Here is a 16676-nt window from a genome sequence, read left to right as displayed (position 1 = left end):
GAGCTGCCCATGGACATGCCCGTCAACCGCTTCAAACAACGCCTGCAACGCGGCGAGGCACAAATCGGCCTGTGGCTTGGCCTGGCCGAGCCGTACTGCGCCGAGCTTGCCGCCAACGCCGGCTTCGACTGGCTGCTGATCGACGGCGAACACGCGCCCAATGACCTGCGTGGCATGCTTGGCCAGTTGCAGGCTATTGCGCCCTACACGGCCCAGGCGGTCATCCGCCCAGTGATCGGCGACACCGCGCTGATCAAGCAGGTGCTGGATATCGGCGCGCAAACCCTGTTGGTGCCGATGGTCGAAAGCGCCGAGCAGGCACGCGAGCTGGTGCGCGCCATGCACTACCCGCCCAAGGGTGTGCGCGGTGTCGGCAGCGCCCTGGCGCGGGCCTCGCGCTGGAACAGCATCCCCGGCTACCTGGACCAGGCCGATGAGCAGATGTGCTTGCTGGTGCAGATCGAAAGCCTTGAGGGACTGCGCAACCTCGACGCAATCGCTGCGGTCGAGGGCGTTGACGGGGTGTTTATCGGGCCAGCGGACTTGAGTGCATCCATGGGTTATCGCGGCAATCCAGCGCACCCCGAGGTGCAGGTGGCGATTGAACAGGCGATCGAGCGGATTCAACAGGCCGGCAAGGCGGCGGGGATTCTCAGTGCCGATCAGACCCTGGCGCGGCGCTACCTGGAACTGGGCGCCGGGTTTGTCGCGGTGGGGGTGGATACCACGGTGTTGATGAAGGGGTTGCAGGGGTTGGTGGGAACATTCAAGGGGGATGTGCAGACCGTGTCATCTGGCCCTTCGGTGTATTAACTGTACTGGCCTCATCGCTGGCAAGCCAGCTCCCACAAGGTCCTCTGTAAACCGAACCTGTGGGAGCTGGCTTGCCAGCGATGCGGTCACCGCCCGACTTGCTTCAACTCCTCAAGCAACCCCAGCAGCACCTGCAGCTTCTGCTCGCCAAACTGCTCCTGGATCCGCTGGTAGTTGCCCTCCATGCACTGGCTCATCGAGGCAAATGTCTCCTCGCCTTTGTGCGCCAGGTTGACCAGCACCCGGCGCTGGTCATGCTCGGCCTTGCGCCGGCTGACCAGCCCGGCGGCCTCCATGCGCACCAGCACGCCGGTCATGCTCGGCTTGAGGATGCAGGCCAGTTCCGCCAGGCGGTAGATCTCCATTTCCCCCTGCTGGCGCAAGATACGAATCACCCGCCATTGCTGCTCGGTCAGCCCGTGCTGGTTGAGCGAGGGGCGAAAAAAACCCATGGCCGCTTCGCGGGCTTGCAACAAGGTCAGGGTCAGGGAGGGACGTGGCTGGGGCATGGAAGGGCTAATCATCAGGCTATTTTGTTAACACTTTAACAAAATCAACGCCTTGCCACAGCCCTGGCACCGGCAGTCAAGCCATGCGGCAGGCAGGATCAAGACGCCCGCGCAGTGCAGGGCCTTAATAGAGCCCATCAGTACCTCACTTTTCAGGCTGCGCCATGATCAACATCGAAACGCCGACCTACTACACCGCCACCAAAAAATACAACCTGAGCTTCCCCACCCTGGAAGAGGACGTGGACGCCGACGTGGTCATCATCGGCGGCGGCTTTTCCGGGATCAACACGGCCCTGGAGCTGGCGGAAAAAGGCATCACCAATATCGTCGTGCTCGAGGCCCGCTACCTGGGCTTTGGCGGCACCGGACGCAATGGCGGGCAGATCATGGCCGGCATCGGCCACGACCTGGAGAAGATCAAGCAACACGTCGGCGACGACGGCCTGCGGCAGATCTTCGAGATCAGCGACCTGGGCGCTGACATCATCAAGCAGCGCATCGCCAAATACGCCATCGATGCCGACTTCTGCCACGGTTACGGCTACCTGGGTTTCAATGCCCGTCAGGAAAAGACCCTGCGCGCCTGGGAGAAGGACTTCAAATCGGTCAACGCCCAGCACGAAATCCGTTTTCTTGGCGGTAGCGAGGTCAAGCAGATCATCGGCTCCGACGCCTACAGCAGCGCCTTGCTGCACATGGGCGGTGGCCATGTGCATTCGCTGAACCTGTTGCTCGGTGAAGCCAAGGCGCTCAGCGAACACGGTGTGCGCATCTTCGAGAACAGCCCGGCGCTGCAGGTGCAGTACGGCGAACGCATCCGCGTGCGTACCGGGCGCGGTTCGGTAACCGCCAGCAAGCTGCTGTGGGCCTGCGACAGCTTCCTCAACAAACTGGAACCGGAACTGCACCGCTCGACCATCAATACCTACGCCTTCCAGATGATGACCGAGCCGCTGCCGGACGAACTGATCCAGCGCATCAGCCCAATTCGCGGCGCCTACAGCGACATTCGCCCGGTGATCGACTATTACCGGGTCACCAACGAAAACCGCCTGCTGTTCGGCGCCGCCACGCCGCTGGTCGAGCATATCCCGCGCGACCTCAAGGCCTGGAACCGCAACCTGATGCTGAAAATCTTCCCCTACCTCAAGGACGTGAAGATCGACCTGGCCTGGGGCGGGCCGATGGCCTGCAGCCCCAACCTGTTCCCGCAGATCGGCACCCTGCCCGGTCGGCGCAATGCTTTCTACGTGCAAGGTTATTCCGGCTTTGGCGTCACCCCCAGCCACATCATCTGCAAGGTGCTGGCTGAAGGCATGAGCGAAGGCTCGGCGCGCTATGACCTGATCAGCTCGGTGCCACGCCCCACCATCCCGGCCAAGGATCAACTGCGCTCGGTGCTGCTGACCGCTGGCAAATCCTGGCACCAGTTATCCGGCTACTGGAATGGCCGGCGCTGAACCCATTTCCATTCAACCCTCAAGGAACACTGCCATGACCCTGACTGCCGTCAAACAGAACATCCCGCTCAGCGAACTCGACGCCTGGGGCACCGTTGCCGACCTGGGCTCGGAAATACTCGAAGGCGAAGTGCGCGCCTTCGGCAAGATGACCTTCGGCGCCCCGACCGACCCGGTCAGCAGCGCCTACTTCGGCACCACCACGGGCAAGTTCCGCATGGTCTACCCGTTCAACGAACAGGCGGTGGTGGTCACCGGCCGTGTGCGTTTGACCGATGAAGCAACGGGGGTGAGCCGCACCTATAGCCAGGGTGACAGCTGGTTCGTCAGCAAGGGCACGCCCGTGTTGTGGGAGATTCTCAGTGAGAGCTTTGTGAAGCATTACTTTGCGGTGGTTTGACTAACAGCATCGCGGGGCAAGCCCGCTCCCACAGAGCCACTCTGTGGGAGCGGGCTTGCCCCGCGAAGACTTTCCCCAAACATCCACCAAAGCGCCGCCAACCGCCGCGCAAAAGCCCCCGCACCCGCATAGATCAACTCGACATTCAAACTGTCGACGATCCCCAGGTAGGCATCGCCATACAAGCGCTGCTGCTGGTCATCGAGCCCCGGCGCATAACCTCGCAATGCCTGGGCAAACAACTCACCCAAACGCGCCAGGTACGCCTCGAACCCGGCACAGATCACCGGCCGCAGTTCGCTCGGAGGGAAGAACGCCGTGCGTAGCATAAAGCGCAGATGCGCCGACGCCTGATAGCGCTCATGCAAGCGTTCGGCAAAGCGCTGCCCTGGCAGTTCACTGGCCGGCACCTGTTCGGCAAAGCAGGCCTCCAGGTGCTCATGTTCGGTCTGCAACGCTCGCTCGTAAACCACCTGGAACAGGTCATCCTTGCCGGTGAAATGCGCATACAAGGATGGCTTGCGCATGCCCGCGGCGGCGGCGATATCGTTCAGCGACGACGCGTCATAACCCAGCTCGGCGAACTGTTCGACGGCAATCGCGCAGATCTTTTGTGCCGACGGCGTCAGGCTTCTCATAGCGGTGTCTCCCACAAACAAAACGGATCAGTGGCCAGCCAGGCCCCGCAGATGCGGCTCGGCATCGCGGGTACTCACATGCACCAGCACGGCGACGAATACCGCCGAACAGCCGAGCAACAGCGCCCAGTGCGCCGCGCCCAAGGGCGCCATGATGCCCGACAATGGCGTGGCGAACGACGAAATGATTAACTGAAACGCCCCCAGCAAGGCCGCCGTAGAGCCCAACGCCGTGTTCTGCGAGGACATCACCAGGGACATCAGGGTCGCTTCGGCAATGCCCAGGCCGAACATCGCCACGGCCATGCCGGCCACAATGCCCCACAGCCCCGTCGAACTCAGCGCACCCGCCAGTACCAGTACAGCACCGACCAACATGCAGGCCGCGCCCCAGCGCGCCAGGCGCACCAGGCCCTTGCGCGCCACCAGGCGGCCAGCAGTGATGGCGCCGAGCAAAATGGCCACGCCGGTAGCCCCGAACAACGTGCCAAACGCCTCCACCGACAGGCCGAAATGATGCTGGTAGACGAAGGCCGCACCCCCGATGTAGGCAAACAGAAAGAAGAACACCGCCGACAAGGCCAGGGCCGGGCGCAGGAACTGGCGATCAGAGGCGATACGTACATAAGTGCGCAGGAACTCCCGTGGTTGCCAGGCCATGCGCTTGTCCTGGGGCAAGGTCTCCTTGAGCATCAGCGCCGAGTTGATCAGCACCAGCACCCCCAATGCCGCCAGCACCAGCATGATCGCCCGCCAACCAAAGTGTGCACCGACAAAACCGCCCAACGCCGGGGCGATCACCGGGGCCAGGCCCTCGATGGTCATCAGCAAGGCGAAGATCTGCGCGGCCCGCGCACCTTCGGCAACGTCGCGGACCATGCTCATGATCACCACAAGAGTGAGGGCGCTACCCAGGCCCTGAATAAAGCGCGCCAGCAGCAGGCTGTGGAGGTCTGGCGCGGCAGCAGCAGCCAGGGAGCTGAGGACGAACACCAGCAAGCCGGCGAGCAATGGCCGGCGCCGGCCGAGGGTGTCGACCAGCGGTCCGAACAACAATTGCCCGGCGCCCATGGCCAGGAGAAACACAGTCAGGGTCAGTTGCACACCAGCATAGGAAGTGGCGAACTCGCTGGCAATGCTCGGCATGCTGGCCAAGTACATGTCGACCGCCGAGGGCCCGAGGGCGCCGATCAGGGCCAGGGAAATGGCAAAGCCGACCTGGGCGGTCGGCGTGGAGGCTGCACTGTGCATAGGCTCGATTCCAGATAAAAACAGGACCTGGTTGGCGTTTTTCGCTAAACCTACCTATCGGTAGGTAGCCAGGTCGGGCGAGCCTATACAGACCGCATCCTGCAGTCAAGTCAGCGGTGATGCCGTGATGCTCAGCCCAGGCTACTGGCGCGGTAGTCCTTGGGCGATTGTTCGAACTGCTTCTTGAACGAGCGGCTGAAGTGCGCCGAGTCGGTGAAGCCCCATTTGTAGGCGATGGTGGTGATCGATTCGCGCTGCAGCACCGGGTTGGCCAGGTCGGCGGCGCTGCGCTTGAGCCGCGCGCGCTGGATGTAGCGGCAGACACTGTCGTCCTGCTCTTCGAACAGGCGGTAGAGGTGACGCACCGAAATGTTCAGGCGGTTGGCGAGGCTGACCGGGGTCAGGTTGGCCTGGCCGAGGGAGTCGTCGATGACTTTCTGCACATAACTGCGCAGGTTGGCGCCCTGCAGTGACGCCGGCAGCGCCGTGAGGTCATCGCTGTCTTCCAGGGCCGAACCAAGCAATGACAAAAAGGCACTGTGCAGGGCCTGGCCCTCGCCCTGCTCGCCTTCCCCTGCATGCTGCTCCTTGCACAGCTGGTCCATCAGCAGGTGCAGCATGCGCCCGCAGGCGCGGGTCTGGGAGATCTTGCCGAAGGTGTGGCGCTCGCCACCCAGTTGCTTGCACACCTCGGCCCGCGACAACGACAGCGAGGCGTGCTCGATCAGGCCGAAGGGCATGATTTCGCAGGCGCCGGCGGCGTCCATCAGGAGCATTTCGCCCGGTGCCAGCTGGATGCTGACGCCGTTCTGGGTGATCTGCGAAAAGCCGGTGCGCTGGCTGACCAGAAAGCAGTGCTGATCATTATCGCGGTCACTGTTCAGGCCCTTGCGGCGGATCAGCCCGGCATTGGTGCGCAGGTTGGCGAGGGCCAGGCCGCCGCGCGACCAGGTGGAAATCTCACCGATGAACAGCGCAGGGTTGAACGCCAGTTCCGTCTCGTACACCCCGCAGATGTTCTGCATTGTTGCGTTCCAGCGTTCCAGCGCAGGGCTGCTGGCGTGATGGATACTCATGGGCACCTCCACAATGGCATCTTGTTTTTGTTGAGCAATAGTTAACATGTTATCTATGTGTGCGCAACGTACTTGAAGCAGCCAGGGTGAAAGCAGGTTTGATGCCAGCTGGCCGGGTCAGAGCCCGGACATGAGCGCCACCAGGCCTTGCAGCGCAGCCAGCAGGTGCTGGCGTTGCTCGGGGCTCAGGCGAATGTAGCGACGAAAGGCCGGCAGGCGGCTGACCACCTCGCTGGCGCCGATATGTTCAAGGGTCAGGGTCCACTGGCCCTCGTGCCTGTGCAGCCGCAGGCGCTTGAAGTCCAGAGGCATCAGCGCCTGCAGCAAGGCCGCGTGCGCCTGTAGGCGACCCTGCACTTCAGCCTGCAGCGCAGGTGTACCCCTGAGCAAGCGCACCCGCAGCCCGCTGCGCCGCAACGACCCGCTGTGGTGCAGCTCCAGGAGGGCGTTGCCCTGGTCGCTGGCAGGCAGTTTCAGGCTGAACTCGGTCAGCACCAGGTGCATCAGCAGTTGTGCCTCACAGCGCTCGCGCACCTGCACCCTCTGCCCAGCCCAGTCGAAGCAGCCCCGCCCCGGAGCAAGTACGACAAAACTGTCCAGCCCCAGGTTGGCCTGCACCCGCTGCAGGGTCAGACCCGGCCGATAGCCGGCCGGCGCCCTTTCAGACAGCCTTTGCCACAGTTGGCGCAGGGCAATAGCCATGTGCAGTCTCCGGTTGGTGAGCGAATTCGCGCGCCAGCACCTCTTCTACCGAGGCCGGCTTGAACGGATTGACCTTCTGCACCACCAGGGTCCAGAACAGCGCGTACACCGCCGTGCCGCCCAGCATCATGCCAAAGGGCACGTAGATATCGGCAGGGTCCATGCCGGGCGGGGTGATGAAGCACATGCCCAGGACAATACCGACGGTGGAAAGAATCTGCGGCAACGGAAACAGCGGCGAGCGATAGGCCCGAGGCAAGTCCGGGCGGCGGATGCGCAGGATCACCACCGACAGCGTCACCAGCAGGTAGGCGGTGCTCCAGGCGCACACCGCCGCCAGTACCAGGTGCATGATGCGGTCGGTGTTGCCGCCCAGCCACAGGGCATGCAGGCACGGAATCAGGGCGGCGACGAGGATGCACAGCAGCGGCGTTTTAAAGCGCGGATGCAGGTAAGTGAAGACCTTGGGCAAGGCACCGTCGACGGCCATGCCGTAGAGAATCCGCGGCACCCCGGCCATCAGCGTGTTGATGGTCGCAGCACCGGCAAACAGAAAGCCGATGCCCAGCCACAACGGGCCGATATCGCCCATCACCTGTTCGGCAAAGCGCGGGATGGCCATGGGCGTGTCCAGCAGGTGCACGCCGCTGGCGGCATCGAGCAGCACGTTCTCGACCTGGCGCTTCATCGCCGCGCCGTAGATGAACATGCACGTCGCCACCCCGAGCAGGCCCAGGGCCATGGCCCGCGGCATGCTTTTGGCCGACTGGCGCAAATCCGGAGCCAGCGGCGTAACGAATTCGCAGCCGACGAACATGAACATGGCCATACCCACCAGCGAAAGGATGGTCATCAGGTCCGTGCCCACCAGCGACACCCCGAACCAGCCCTCCAACTCCACAGCAGGGGCGGCAACCAGGCCCAGTACGCCAAAGACCATCAGGGTGGTCCACATGCCGAAGGTGAGGATGATCTCGGCCTTGCCGAACGCGCTGACGCCAAAAGCATTGAGGATGGCAAAGACGATCACGAAGCCCACGCCCAGCAGCCACGAACCACCGGCCGACTCGGCCAGGGTATTGAGGTGTTCGAAGTTCACCAGGGCCATGACCCCGGCCAGCATGGTCTCAGCGGTGCCGGCGAAGACGTGGACGATCAGGTAGGCCGACAGCGTGCCGGTAATCGCGAAAAAACGGCCCATGCCACAGTTGATGTAATCGTAGACCGCGCCGGTGGTCGGCAGGATCGACGCCGCCTCGGCAAAGGTGGTCGCCTGCGCCAGCATCATCACCACGGCAATCAGCATGGCCACGGCAAAAGCGCTACCGCCGATGCCAAAGCCCATGGTCGCGGTGAGGATCACCGGGCTTGCCATGATCAGGCCGATGGTACTGGCAAGGGCGGTGGGAAAGCCGACCGTGCCGCGATGCAGGTGCGCACTGAGCGTGTCGTTGAGCGACATGGCAAAAGACCTCGAGCAGAAGGATGACAGTGCTCCTACTCTGCCCCCAGCGGCAATGGCCGTCTTGCCCGTGGCTGCCGTAAAGGTTGTAGCTGGCTGCCAGGCTCAGAACTGGACGTCGAGTATGACGTTGTCCAGGTAGCTACCGGCGGGCGGCGTGGTCTGGTCGGTGTAGACCTTGGCGTTGTAGTTGAAGATCTGGCTGCCGGTGCCGGTGCCCGCGCCAGGGTTGATATCGGCGTCGGTACTGGCCCGCCGGGCCGTGGTCAGGCTGCCCCAACGCACGCTGCCGGCGCTTTTGAAGATGTCATAGGCCAGGTAGTTGTTGGCCGCCGACTTCATTCGCCGGCGCCCGGCGGAAACGTTCTGGCCATCGTCCAGGCCCACGGTGTAGTTGCTGCCCTTGGTGCAGGAGACGTTGACGTTGCTGCTGACCGTGCTGAAGCCTGCCACCACCGGGGCGCTGCCAAAACTGATGTTGGGGCTGGTGATCTGGCAGTCGTTGGTCACCGTTACGCTCACCGTCAGGCTGGTGGTGCCGGTAAGGTTCTGCCGGCCCAGGCAGATAGTGCCTATGCCGATCCCCCAGCAATAGCTGATGTTCCAGTACACCGACAGGGTTTCCTGATAGAGCCCCGCGGCGACGTTGCTGCCGGTCAGGCTCTTGAGGTAGAGCGGCACCGACTTGGGCGTAGTGCCATTGAGCAGGCCCAGGGCATCGAGGATGCCGTTGCGGGCAAAGTCGTAGGGTTGGCCACGGGTAATGGCAAAGTTGGTGGTGTTGTTGGCATACAGGGTGTAGGCAATCACATCGCCACCGGGCCCGACCATGCCGGTACTGCCCACCGGCGGAGTGAAGGTTGCATAAAAATGATCATCGCTGGCCAGCAGGCTCACCAGCGAGCCTGTGCATTGCAGCCCGCCATTGAGGGTCGAGGCTGACTGTACCGCGTTGCGTACCAGGGTCGAGCTGACGCTGCCGAAACTGGCCGGCGCGGTATCGATCACGCTGCACAGCGCCTGCGCCTGCGCGCTGGTCAGCAGTGCCAGGAGCGTCAACAGGCGCTTCATTGGCACACCAGCGGGCCGATCAGCGGCACCTGGTCCTGCTCGGGCGCCAGTTTGAACTGCACCCGACAACTGCCGCCATTGGCGATTTGTACCTGCAAACTGTTGTCCTCGGCCAGGCCTTCCAGGTACACCAGCCCGTCCCAACCGACCACCGCCAGCGCCCCGCTCTGCTCGTGGCGTACCTGGCTGCCCAGGGGCAATACCTGATTGTGGCCATCGACCAGGACGATGCTGGCCGCCACCACCCGGTGCAGCGGGAACTCCAGCAGGTAGCCGCTGCCACGGCGCACCGCGACCCGCTGCTCGACCTGCGGTGACTGGACATTGGCCGGCAACTCCATCGGGTCGATTTCGTACTTGGCCCGGTAGTAGGCGCTGCTCCAGGGCACCAGCAAGTGACCATTGCTGTCGGTGCGGCCGATCAGCTGGTTTTCGTAACGCACTGGCACCTGGGCAAAGCCTGCGGTGCTGACCACCACGAAGGCATCGTCGATGCGGTTGGCGGCGAATATCCCGGCGTCCATCCACACCAGCGAGCCACTGGCATCGGCCCAGCGGGTCATGCTGTCGCTGCTGCCGTAGGCGCCGGCCTGCAGTTGCACCGACTGCAGGCGCCAGGTGATGTCGGCCTGGCGATAGGCCTGACGGTCGCCATCGGCGTAACCGAGGTTGAAGCCGACCCCGCCTTCGCTGGGCACTGCGCGGCTGTAGTTGACCCGTTGCTGGCGCTCGCCGTCCTTGTTGCGCTCGACGCTGAAGCTCAGGGTGCCACGCAGGTCGAACGGAATCACCAGTTGCGCCTGCAACGCCCACTGGCTGTCGCCAATCTCGCGGTTGGCCGACAGGTACAGGCTGCTGTTGCCCCACAGCGGCTTGCTCCAGCTGAGGTTGAGCAAGCGGGTGCGCGAGTTGTCGCCAGCGCGCACATCGAAATAACCAGCGCCAAGGCTGCCGTAACGCTCGAGGTTGACGCTCAGGGTGACCTGCTCGCTGCGCTGGCTCAGGCGGGTGTAGGGGCTGTCGACCAGCGACAGGTCGGCATAGTCGCCGCGCCGCTGCAGGCGCTGGTAATTGAAGCCCAGGCGCTGGCTGTTGTACTGGTAGCCGAAGCTCAGTTGCTGGCCGCTGCGGCTGTCGAAGCGGCTCTGGCTCAGGGCGGCGTTGACCACCCCCCAGTTGCCCACCTGCCAGTTACCGCCCAGCCCGCCAAGGGCCAGGGATTCAGCCGCCTCGGCGTGGCTTTCGAGGGTGAAGCTGTCACTCAGGCCGTAGCGCAGGCTGCCGGCAGCAACTCCCGGGCCGTAGGCAAAGTCGCGAATCGCGTAGTCCCGGCGCAGGCTGCCAGCGGCCAGCGAGAAGTCTGCCAGGCCCTTCTGCAACAGGCTGCTGGTGACATAGAACGGCAAGGTGGTCGATACCTGCCGGCCGAGGGCATCGGTGGTGACCACCACCGCCTCACCTGCGCCATTGATGAATGGCACGTTGGTCAGGGTATAAGGGCCTGGCTGCAGGTCGGCGGTGGAGCTTTTGTAGCCGTTGATGAACAGGTCGACCGACGACGGCACCGCCGCCTCACCGGCAAACGCCGGCAATGGATAGGTGACCAGGTCCGGGCGCACGGCGAAGTCCCGTGACAGTTGCAGGCCACCCAGGCGCACCGAACTGGTCCAGGGCAAGGCGCCGCTGAGCACATCACCGGCTTCCAGGGTCAACAGGCGCGCTTCGTCGGTATAGCGCCAGGTGGTGTCGTAGCGGCGAAAACCTTCCTGGCTGCCGGCGAAATCGTTGCCGCCCAGCGACTGGCGCCATTGGCCGGTGGTCGACAACGTGCCCCAGCCGTCGAACAGACGCAGTTCGTTCCAGGCCGCCAGATAGCGGCCGCCGTCGTCGGTATCGTTCAAATACAGGTCATAGTTGAGCAGCGCGCCAAAACTGCTGCGGGCCTCGCTGGCCGGGTACAACTGACGGCTGCCGATGCGCTGGGTCGGCAGCCAGCTGGGCGGAACTTGCACGACCAGGCGCTGGCCCTGGCTGTCGTAGTCGGTGTGCAGGCCAGGAATGCTGTCCAGGGCCACTTCGGCGCCGTACTCGCCCGGCAGCTCGATACCGGCGGCCTGGAGGTCGGCACTGGCCATGTACAGGCGTCCGGCGCGCTGCTGCACCGCGACCAGCTCAGGGCTGCTCATCTGATTGACCACCAGTTCCAGGAACAGCGGCGCATCGGCGACCGCTTCGAGGGAGGCAGGAGGCGGCGGCAGCTCGCCGGCCAACAGCGAACCACAACCCAGCACGGTCAGGCCACAGGCCCGCAGCGCCGACGAGATGCTCACACACAGTATCCGACCATTACCGGGTCCTCCCTGGCCCCTGTTGTCTTGCCCCTAGCGCTGCGTCATTGGCCCTGGCTCAAGGTCTGCGCCGGCTCCTGGCCGTTGACCCGGCCCTTGAGCACCGAGGCTGCAGTCATTGGCTGCGGCGCTGGCCAGCGCATGGTCGCGCCGGGCAACACATAACCGAGCAAGCCATCCACCAGCGGCCGGCTCTGACCGCCCTGCTGCAGCACCACATCGGTCAGGCGTGCATGCACAGGGCCGGTGTTGCGGATTTCCACATAGGGTTTGCCCTGCACCGAGACCTGACGCCAGCTCAGTGCCGGCTTGCCAAGGGCACTGGCACTGCGCTGGCCGCTGGCATCGGCCTTGCCCCAGAGGCCTTCGCCGTAAACAAATAGCGGCACCGAATAGCGCATCTGGAAGCGGATCGCCGCCTGGGCCTTGTCGGCGCTGGCCGCTGCCGGCAACGCCGGGGGGATTTCATCGATGATGATCCGGTAGGCCTGTTCCTGGCCGATCGGCGAAGTGCCGGTGCGAGTCAGGCGAATCAGTTGCTTTTGCCCCGGGGCGATATTGGCCACTGGCGGGCTGCCGATAATCTCGCGCTGGGCCTGATACTGGTCGTCGAACTCACCCTGGCGCCAGGCGAAGACCCGCACCTGCAGGTTGGCCGGCGCATCGCCGCGGTTTTCCAGCCACAACGCACCGGCTTTCTGGTTGGCCTCAAGGACCGGATCAATCGGCCAGATCAGCACCGACGTGGCGGCCTGCAGCGGTGCACTGCCCAGCAGCACCGCCATGCAGGCCAATACGTTGTAGCTCAAGCGCGAACTGCCAGCGCCTACTTCCATGCACACACTCCTTTGATTGAAATCGTCCACGGGCGCCTAGAACGTCAGCACCACCTGCACCACATCGGTATAGCTGCCGGCCGGCAGGATGCCGGTCAGTTGCGCGCGGGCGTAGACCGGCAACTTGATCGCCGTCGGATCGCCATAGCTCACCGCGACGCTCTGGTTGATGCCCAGGGCCTGGCTGAAGCCGGCGTCGCGAAACAGCTCATAGGCCACCAGCGATGTACCGCTGCTGCGCTTGAGGTTGCGCGTGCCGCTGGCACTGTTGAGGCCGGCGTCGACACTCATGCTCAAGCTCACCCCCGGCGTGCATTGCAAGGTCACCGTGGTACCGCCCAGGGCGGTAGTCACACTGCTGCTCGACAGCGCCGAATAGCTGCCGAAATCCAGGTTGCCGTAGTTGCTCACCCCGCCCACCACCAGGCAACCGGCGGCCACCGTGGCACTGACCTGAAAGGTGCTGGTGGTGTCCGCCGCCAACGGCAGCGACACGCCGCAGGCAACCATGGCCAGCAGCGCGGGCACGCCGCGGGTCACGGCTCAGAAACTCAGCTCGACCGCGACCGTGTCGGTGTACACACCGGCCGGCAGCCCCGCCTTGCCCTTGGCCAGGCCATAGAGATTGACCGTCTGGGCCACACCGGTACTGGTGGGCAAGGTGATGGTGCCATCGATGGCCAACACCGTGCTGTGCCCGGCGTCGGTATAGAAGTCATAGGGCACGTAGTTGGCGACGCCGTCGTACAGCGCCCGCGTGCCGCCCGCCGACTGGCTGTCATGGGCGCCTGCTCGCACTTTGACAGTCGGCACCGTACCGCTTGAGCAAAGAATGCTCATGGCCCCGCCGCCGCCACCCAACACCTGCCCCGAGGCATTGACGAACAGTGCATCCTGGGTGCCGAAGTTCAGCGCACCAAAGTTCAGGCCGCTGCTGCCGCTGCCGCCGTTGACCTGGCAACTGGCAATCAGTGTCAGGGTGGCGGTGATATTGCCGGTCACCGTGGCCGCCTGGGCCTGGACCGCGAGCGCCAGGCCGACACCGGCGAAGATCAAACGTGAAAGGTTCGGGTGCATGAGTCACTCCTTGCGTGTTACCAGTCCAGGGTCACCATCAGGGTGTCGCGGTAAATGCCAGCCGGCAGCGCCTTGGGATGGGCGACCACCGCACCGTAGATCGGAATCGGAATCTGCGCGGCGCTGGTGATCGCAAAGTTGCGGCTCTGGCCGATGGCGTAATGGGCACGCCCAGAAGGATCGGCAGACAGCTCATAGGCAATCAGTTCGCGGCCGTTACTCAAGCGCCGGGTGGCGCCGTTGCCGTTGGCGCCGCCATTGATACTGACGGTGAAGGCCCCCACGGCCGGGTTGCAGCGCACCTGCAGGCTGCCATTGCCGGCTGATTCTTCGATGGCCGAACGCAGCGGGTTGGTCCAGCTCGGGCCCTGGCTGCCGAAATCCAGCACGCCGCCCCCGGAGGTTTCCAGAGCGCTTGCATCGCCGCTGATCTGACAGGCACTGCTGATCACCAGGCGCGCCTGGATCTGCCCGCTCACGGCCGCGAAGGTCATGGGGCTGATCAACAGCATCGGGGCAATGCCCAACAGCAATACGTGTTTCATACTGCCAGTTCCTTTAGCAGGCGCCGCCCCGGTTACCAGGTGACGGTGACTTTGAGCAGATCCGTATAACGCCCCACCGCCGGCACCTGGGCCAAACGATCGATACGCGCGTACAACGGCAGCGCCACCGAGCCGCCATCCGGCACCCGGGCGTGCTGCACAACATTGACCGGCAACGGTTGACGCCAGGCCGGGTCCTGATACAAACGGTAGGGAATGGGCTGCGCCGCAGGCTGGTTGCTGGTCAGGTAGCGCACTTCGTCAATGCCGCCGTGCTGGCCGCCATCGACCTGCAACTGATACGCCGTGTCGGGGTTGCACTCAAGGCGTGGCGGACGCATGGCCAGCAGTTGGCTGCTGAGCGGTCCGGCCGGGGCATCCAGGCGCGCGGTGCGGCCAAAATCGAGAACCCCCAGGGCCTGAACGCCAGCATCACGGGGCTGGTGGACCAGTACGCAGCCGCGCTGCACTTCCACTTTGACTTCAACCATGAAATCGGCGGCGCCTGCCGCACTGACCATGATCAGTCCGCACAGCGTCACCAGAAAACGTCCCTTCACCTTGTCATCCTTCAACGCAGGATTGATCTGACCTTGAGGGTAGCAGTGAAGGAAAAACCTGCCAGTTCGCAGGGAAATGTATAGCCCACGTACAGGTTTTACCCGTAGGAGCGGGCTTGCCCCGCGATGAATGCCCACTGGCTGGCCTCAATCATATTGGTTAAATTACCCAGCCCCGCTCAAGCTGGCCCTTGAGTCCCGTCGCCCCGAGGAGCCCGGATTGCCTGCCCTGCCCCCGTCCTGGATACGTTCGCTGTGCCAGCGTTTGCGTCAGCCGGCGCCACTTGCAAACGGCCTGGCAGCGAGCATCCGTCACGATTTTCGCACCCGGGCCGAGGCCTGCGGCTACACCCTGAGCGCCGGCCAGTTGCAAGTGATCGAGCACATGGCCCGCCAGGCGGCGCAGCTTGATACCGGCCAGGCACGCAGCCTGTACCTGCACGGCGCGGTCGGGCGTGGCAAGAGCTGGCTGCTCGATGGTTTTTTCCAGGCCTTGCCCCAGGCCCGCAAGCGGCGCCTGCACTTTCATAATTTTTTTGCCCGCCTGCACCAGGGCATGTTTGACCACCGCCACCAGGATGACGCCCTGGCCCACACCCTGGATGCGCTGCTCGAAGACTGTCAGGTGCTGTGTTTCGATGAGTTTCACGTGCATGACATCGGCGATGCCATGCTCATCACCCGGCTGTTCCAGGCCTTGTTCGAACGCCAGGTGCTTTTACTGCTGACCTCCAACTACCCCCCTGAAGGCTTGTTGCCCAACCCGCTGTATCACCAGCGTTTCGCGCCGGTGATTGGCCTGATCAACAGCCGGATGCTGGTGCTGGAGGTGACAGGCGAGCAGGATTTTCGCAGCCTGCCCAGCGCCGCCAGCCAGCAGCGCTTCAGCCAGGGCCACTACCTGTGGCCGGGTAACCGCGAGCAGCGCCTGGCCTTGCATCTACCAGAGCCGAGTGCAACACCGATTACCCTGGAAGTTGGCAAACGCCAGTTGCGGGCCTGGTTGCACGCGCAACGCACGGTGGGTTTTGATTTTGTCGAACTCTGCGAACAGCCGACGGCGGTGATCGACTACCTGGAGCTGGCCAGGCGCTTCGACTACTGGATCATCGAGCACTTGCCGACGCTTGAAGACTGCTCGATTGCCGCCCAGCAGCGTTTCATCAACCTGATTGACGTGCTTTACGATCAGGACAAGCACCTGGTGCTGATTGGCAGCCGGCCGCTGGCTGACAGCCTCAACGGCAGCGCCAGTGACCTTGCGCGCACCCGTAGCCGCCTGGGGCAGTTGCGCCAGGTAATTAGCGCCGATGCAGGCGCCACCCATCATTGGGAGCGAGAATCATGAACGAACTGCTGCTGCGCCGCCTGCAACTGCCGGAGCCGATCGGCCAGGTGCTGATCGTCGGTGATGGCCAACGGTTGCTGGCACTGGAATTCGATGAGCCTGAAAAGCGCCTGCTGCGGCTGCTGCGCACCCGCTTCGGTGCGGATGTGCAACTGCGCGAAACCGCCGGGCTGGCTGACCTCGCCGAGGCCGTGCAAGCCTACTGCAGCGGCCAGTTGCAGGCATTCGATAGCGTACCCGTGGAGGCTGGCGGCACCCCGTTTCAGCAGCGCGTGTGGGCGGCGTTACGCGCGATTCCGGTAGGCAGCACTCAAAGCTACGGCCAGATTGCCGCAGCGCTCGGCAACCCGGCCGCCGCCCGGGCGGTGGGCCTGGCCAATGCCTTGAACCCGGTGAGCCTGGCCATCCCCTGCCATCGGCTGGTCGGCAGCAGTGGTGCGCTGACTGGCTATGGCGGCGGACTCGAACGCAAGCGCTGGCTACTGGAGCACGAACGTCGTGGCCGGGAATAAGAGCCGAACCCTCACGTACTGATAGGTGGCAATGCGAACAGTGCTCTAGGGATGCTCCGAACAAG

General features: G+C 63.9%; 18 protein-coding genes. 5 read left to right on the top strand and 13 right to left on the bottom strand.

Features of this window, described 5'->3' with window-relative positions:
• Positions 1-9 precede the first annotated feature (9 nt).
• A complete protein-coding gene (gene hpaI, locus M5G17_RS03440) occupies positions 10-813 on the top strand; it encodes a 4-hydroxy-2-oxoheptanedioate aldolase (protein WP_273891610.1) in 804 nt (267 codons plus the stop codon).
• An 86-nt stretch (positions 814-899) separates the two neighbouring features.
• Here the strand turns inward: hpaI and hpaR are convergent, their stop codons facing one another.
• On the bottom strand, positions 900-1322 hold the full coding sequence (gene hpaR / locus M5G17_RS03435) for a homoprotocatechuate degradation operon regulator HpaR (protein WP_273891609.1): 423 nt from the start codon (positions 1320-1322) through the stop codon (positions 900-902).
• A 164-nt stretch (positions 1323-1486) separates the two neighbouring features.
• On the opposite strand from hpaR, the gene M5G17_RS03430 reads away from it, so the two are divergent.
• On the top strand, positions 1487-2785 hold the full coding sequence (locus tag M5G17_RS03430; RefSeq protein ID WP_273891608.1) for an NAD(P)/FAD-dependent oxidoreductase: 1299 nt from the start codon (positions 1487-1489) through the stop codon (positions 2783-2785).
• Between the two features lie 34 nt (positions 2786-2819).
• On the top strand, positions 2820-3185 hold the full coding sequence (locus M5G17_RS03425; protein ID WP_273891607.1) for a cupin domain-containing protein: 366 nt from the start codon (positions 2820-2822) through the stop codon (positions 3183-3185).
• On the opposite strand, the gene M5G17_RS03420 is transcribed toward M5G17_RS03425, so the two are convergent.
• The 12 genes from M5G17_RS03420 to M5G17_RS03365 form a co-directional block, all read right to left on the bottom strand.
• A complete protein-coding gene (locus M5G17_RS03420) occupies positions 3167-3823 on the bottom strand; it encodes a TetR/AcrR family transcriptional regulator (protein WP_273891606.1) in 657 nt (218 codons plus the stop codon). The two genes, M5G17_RS03425 and M5G17_RS03420, sit on opposite strands and share 19 nt — an antisense overlap.
• Before the next feature lie 27 nt (positions 3824-3850).
• Entirely contained in the window at positions 3851-5074 is a 1224-nt protein-coding gene (locus M5G17_RS03415) for a multidrug effflux MFS transporter (protein ID WP_273891605.1), read from the bottom strand.
• Between the two features lie 131 nt (positions 5075-5205).
• The gene (feaR, locus tag M5G17_RS03410) at positions 5206-6150 is read right to left on the bottom strand and encodes a transcriptional regulator FeaR (protein WP_273891604.1); all 945 of its coding nucleotides are present in this window, start codon (positions 6148-6150) and stop codon (positions 5206-5208) included.
• A 117-nt stretch (positions 6151-6267) separates the two neighbouring features.
• Entirely contained in the window at positions 6268-6852 is a 585-nt protein-coding gene (locus M5G17_RS03405; RefSeq protein ID WP_273891603.1) for a DUF3156 family protein, read from the bottom strand.
• Positions 6812-8314 carry an APC family permease gene (locus M5G17_RS03400; RefSeq protein ID WP_273891602.1) on the bottom strand — a complete coding sequence of 501 codons (1503 nt, stop codon included), beginning with the start codon at positions 8312-8314 and terminating at the stop codon, positions 6812-6814. Before M5G17_RS03400 ends, M5G17_RS03405 begins: the two co-directional genes overlap by 41 nt.
• A gap of 105 nt (positions 8315-8419) precedes the next feature.
• Positions 8420-9385, bottom strand: coding sequence for a Csu type fimbrial protein (locus tag M5G17_RS03395; protein WP_273891601.1), 966 nt, complete (start codon positions 9383-9385; stop codon positions 8420-8422).
• Positions 9382-11709 carry a fimbria/pilus outer membrane usher protein gene (locus tag M5G17_RS03390; protein ID WP_273891639.1) on the bottom strand — a complete coding sequence of 776 codons (2328 nt, stop codon included), beginning with the start codon at positions 11707-11709 and terminating at the stop codon, positions 9382-9384. The genes M5G17_RS03395 and M5G17_RS03390 overlap by 4 nt, the downstream gene beginning before the upstream one ends.
• A 68-nt stretch (positions 11710-11777) precedes the next feature.
• The gene (locus M5G17_RS03385) at positions 11778-12518 is read right to left on the bottom strand and encodes a fimbrial biogenesis chaperone (protein ID WP_273891638.1); all 741 of its coding nucleotides are present in this window, start codon (positions 12516-12518) and stop codon (positions 11778-11780) included.
• A gap of 87 nt (positions 12519-12605) precedes the next feature.
• Complete coding sequence (locus M5G17_RS03380; RefSeq protein ID WP_273891637.1) at positions 12606-13079, bottom strand: Csu type fimbrial protein; 474 nt, start codon at positions 13077-13079, stop codon at positions 12606-12608.
• A gap of 33 nt (positions 13080-13112) precedes the next feature.
• Positions 13113-13646 (bottom strand): Csu type fimbrial protein, encoded by a 534-nt coding sequence (locus M5G17_RS03375; protein ID WP_273891600.1) that lies wholly within the window; start codon positions 13644-13646, stop codon positions 13113-13115.
• Between the two features lie 17 nt (positions 13647-13663).
• Positions 13664-14191 (bottom strand): Csu type fimbrial protein, encoded by a 528-nt coding sequence (locus M5G17_RS03370; protein WP_273891599.1) that lies wholly within the window; start codon positions 14189-14191, stop codon positions 13664-13666.
• Between the two features lie 32 nt (positions 14192-14223).
• Positions 14224-14712 carry a Csu type fimbrial protein gene (locus M5G17_RS03365; protein WP_273891636.1) on the bottom strand — a complete coding sequence of 163 codons (489 nt, stop codon included), beginning with the start codon at positions 14710-14712 and terminating at the stop codon, positions 14224-14226.
• Between the two features lie 259 nt (positions 14713-14971).
• On the opposite strand from M5G17_RS03365, the gene zapE reads away from it, so the two are divergent.
• Both zapE and M5G17_RS03355 read left to right on the top strand, forming a co-directional pair.
• Positions 14972-16099 carry a cell division protein ZapE gene (gene zapE / locus M5G17_RS03360; RefSeq protein WP_420793329.1) on the top strand — a complete coding sequence of 376 codons (1128 nt, stop codon included), beginning with the start codon at positions 14972-14974 and terminating at the stop codon, positions 16097-16099.
• Positions 16096-16611 (top strand): methylated-DNA--[protein]-cysteine S-methyltransferase, encoded by a 516-nt coding sequence (locus M5G17_RS03355; RefSeq protein WP_273891598.1) that lies wholly within the window; start codon positions 16096-16098, stop codon positions 16609-16611. The genes zapE and M5G17_RS03355 overlap by 4 nt, the downstream gene beginning before the upstream one ends.
• Positions 16612-16676 lie beyond the last annotated feature (65 nt).

This window comes from Pseudomonas rubra, assembly GCF_028656935.1.
GTDB lineage: Bacteria > Pseudomonadota > Gammaproteobacteria > Pseudomonadales > Pseudomonadaceae > Aquipseudomonas > Aquipseudomonas rubra.
The sequence above is the reverse complement of the archived record's forward strand: the minus strand, read 5'-3'. Positions and strand labels throughout refer to the sequence as shown.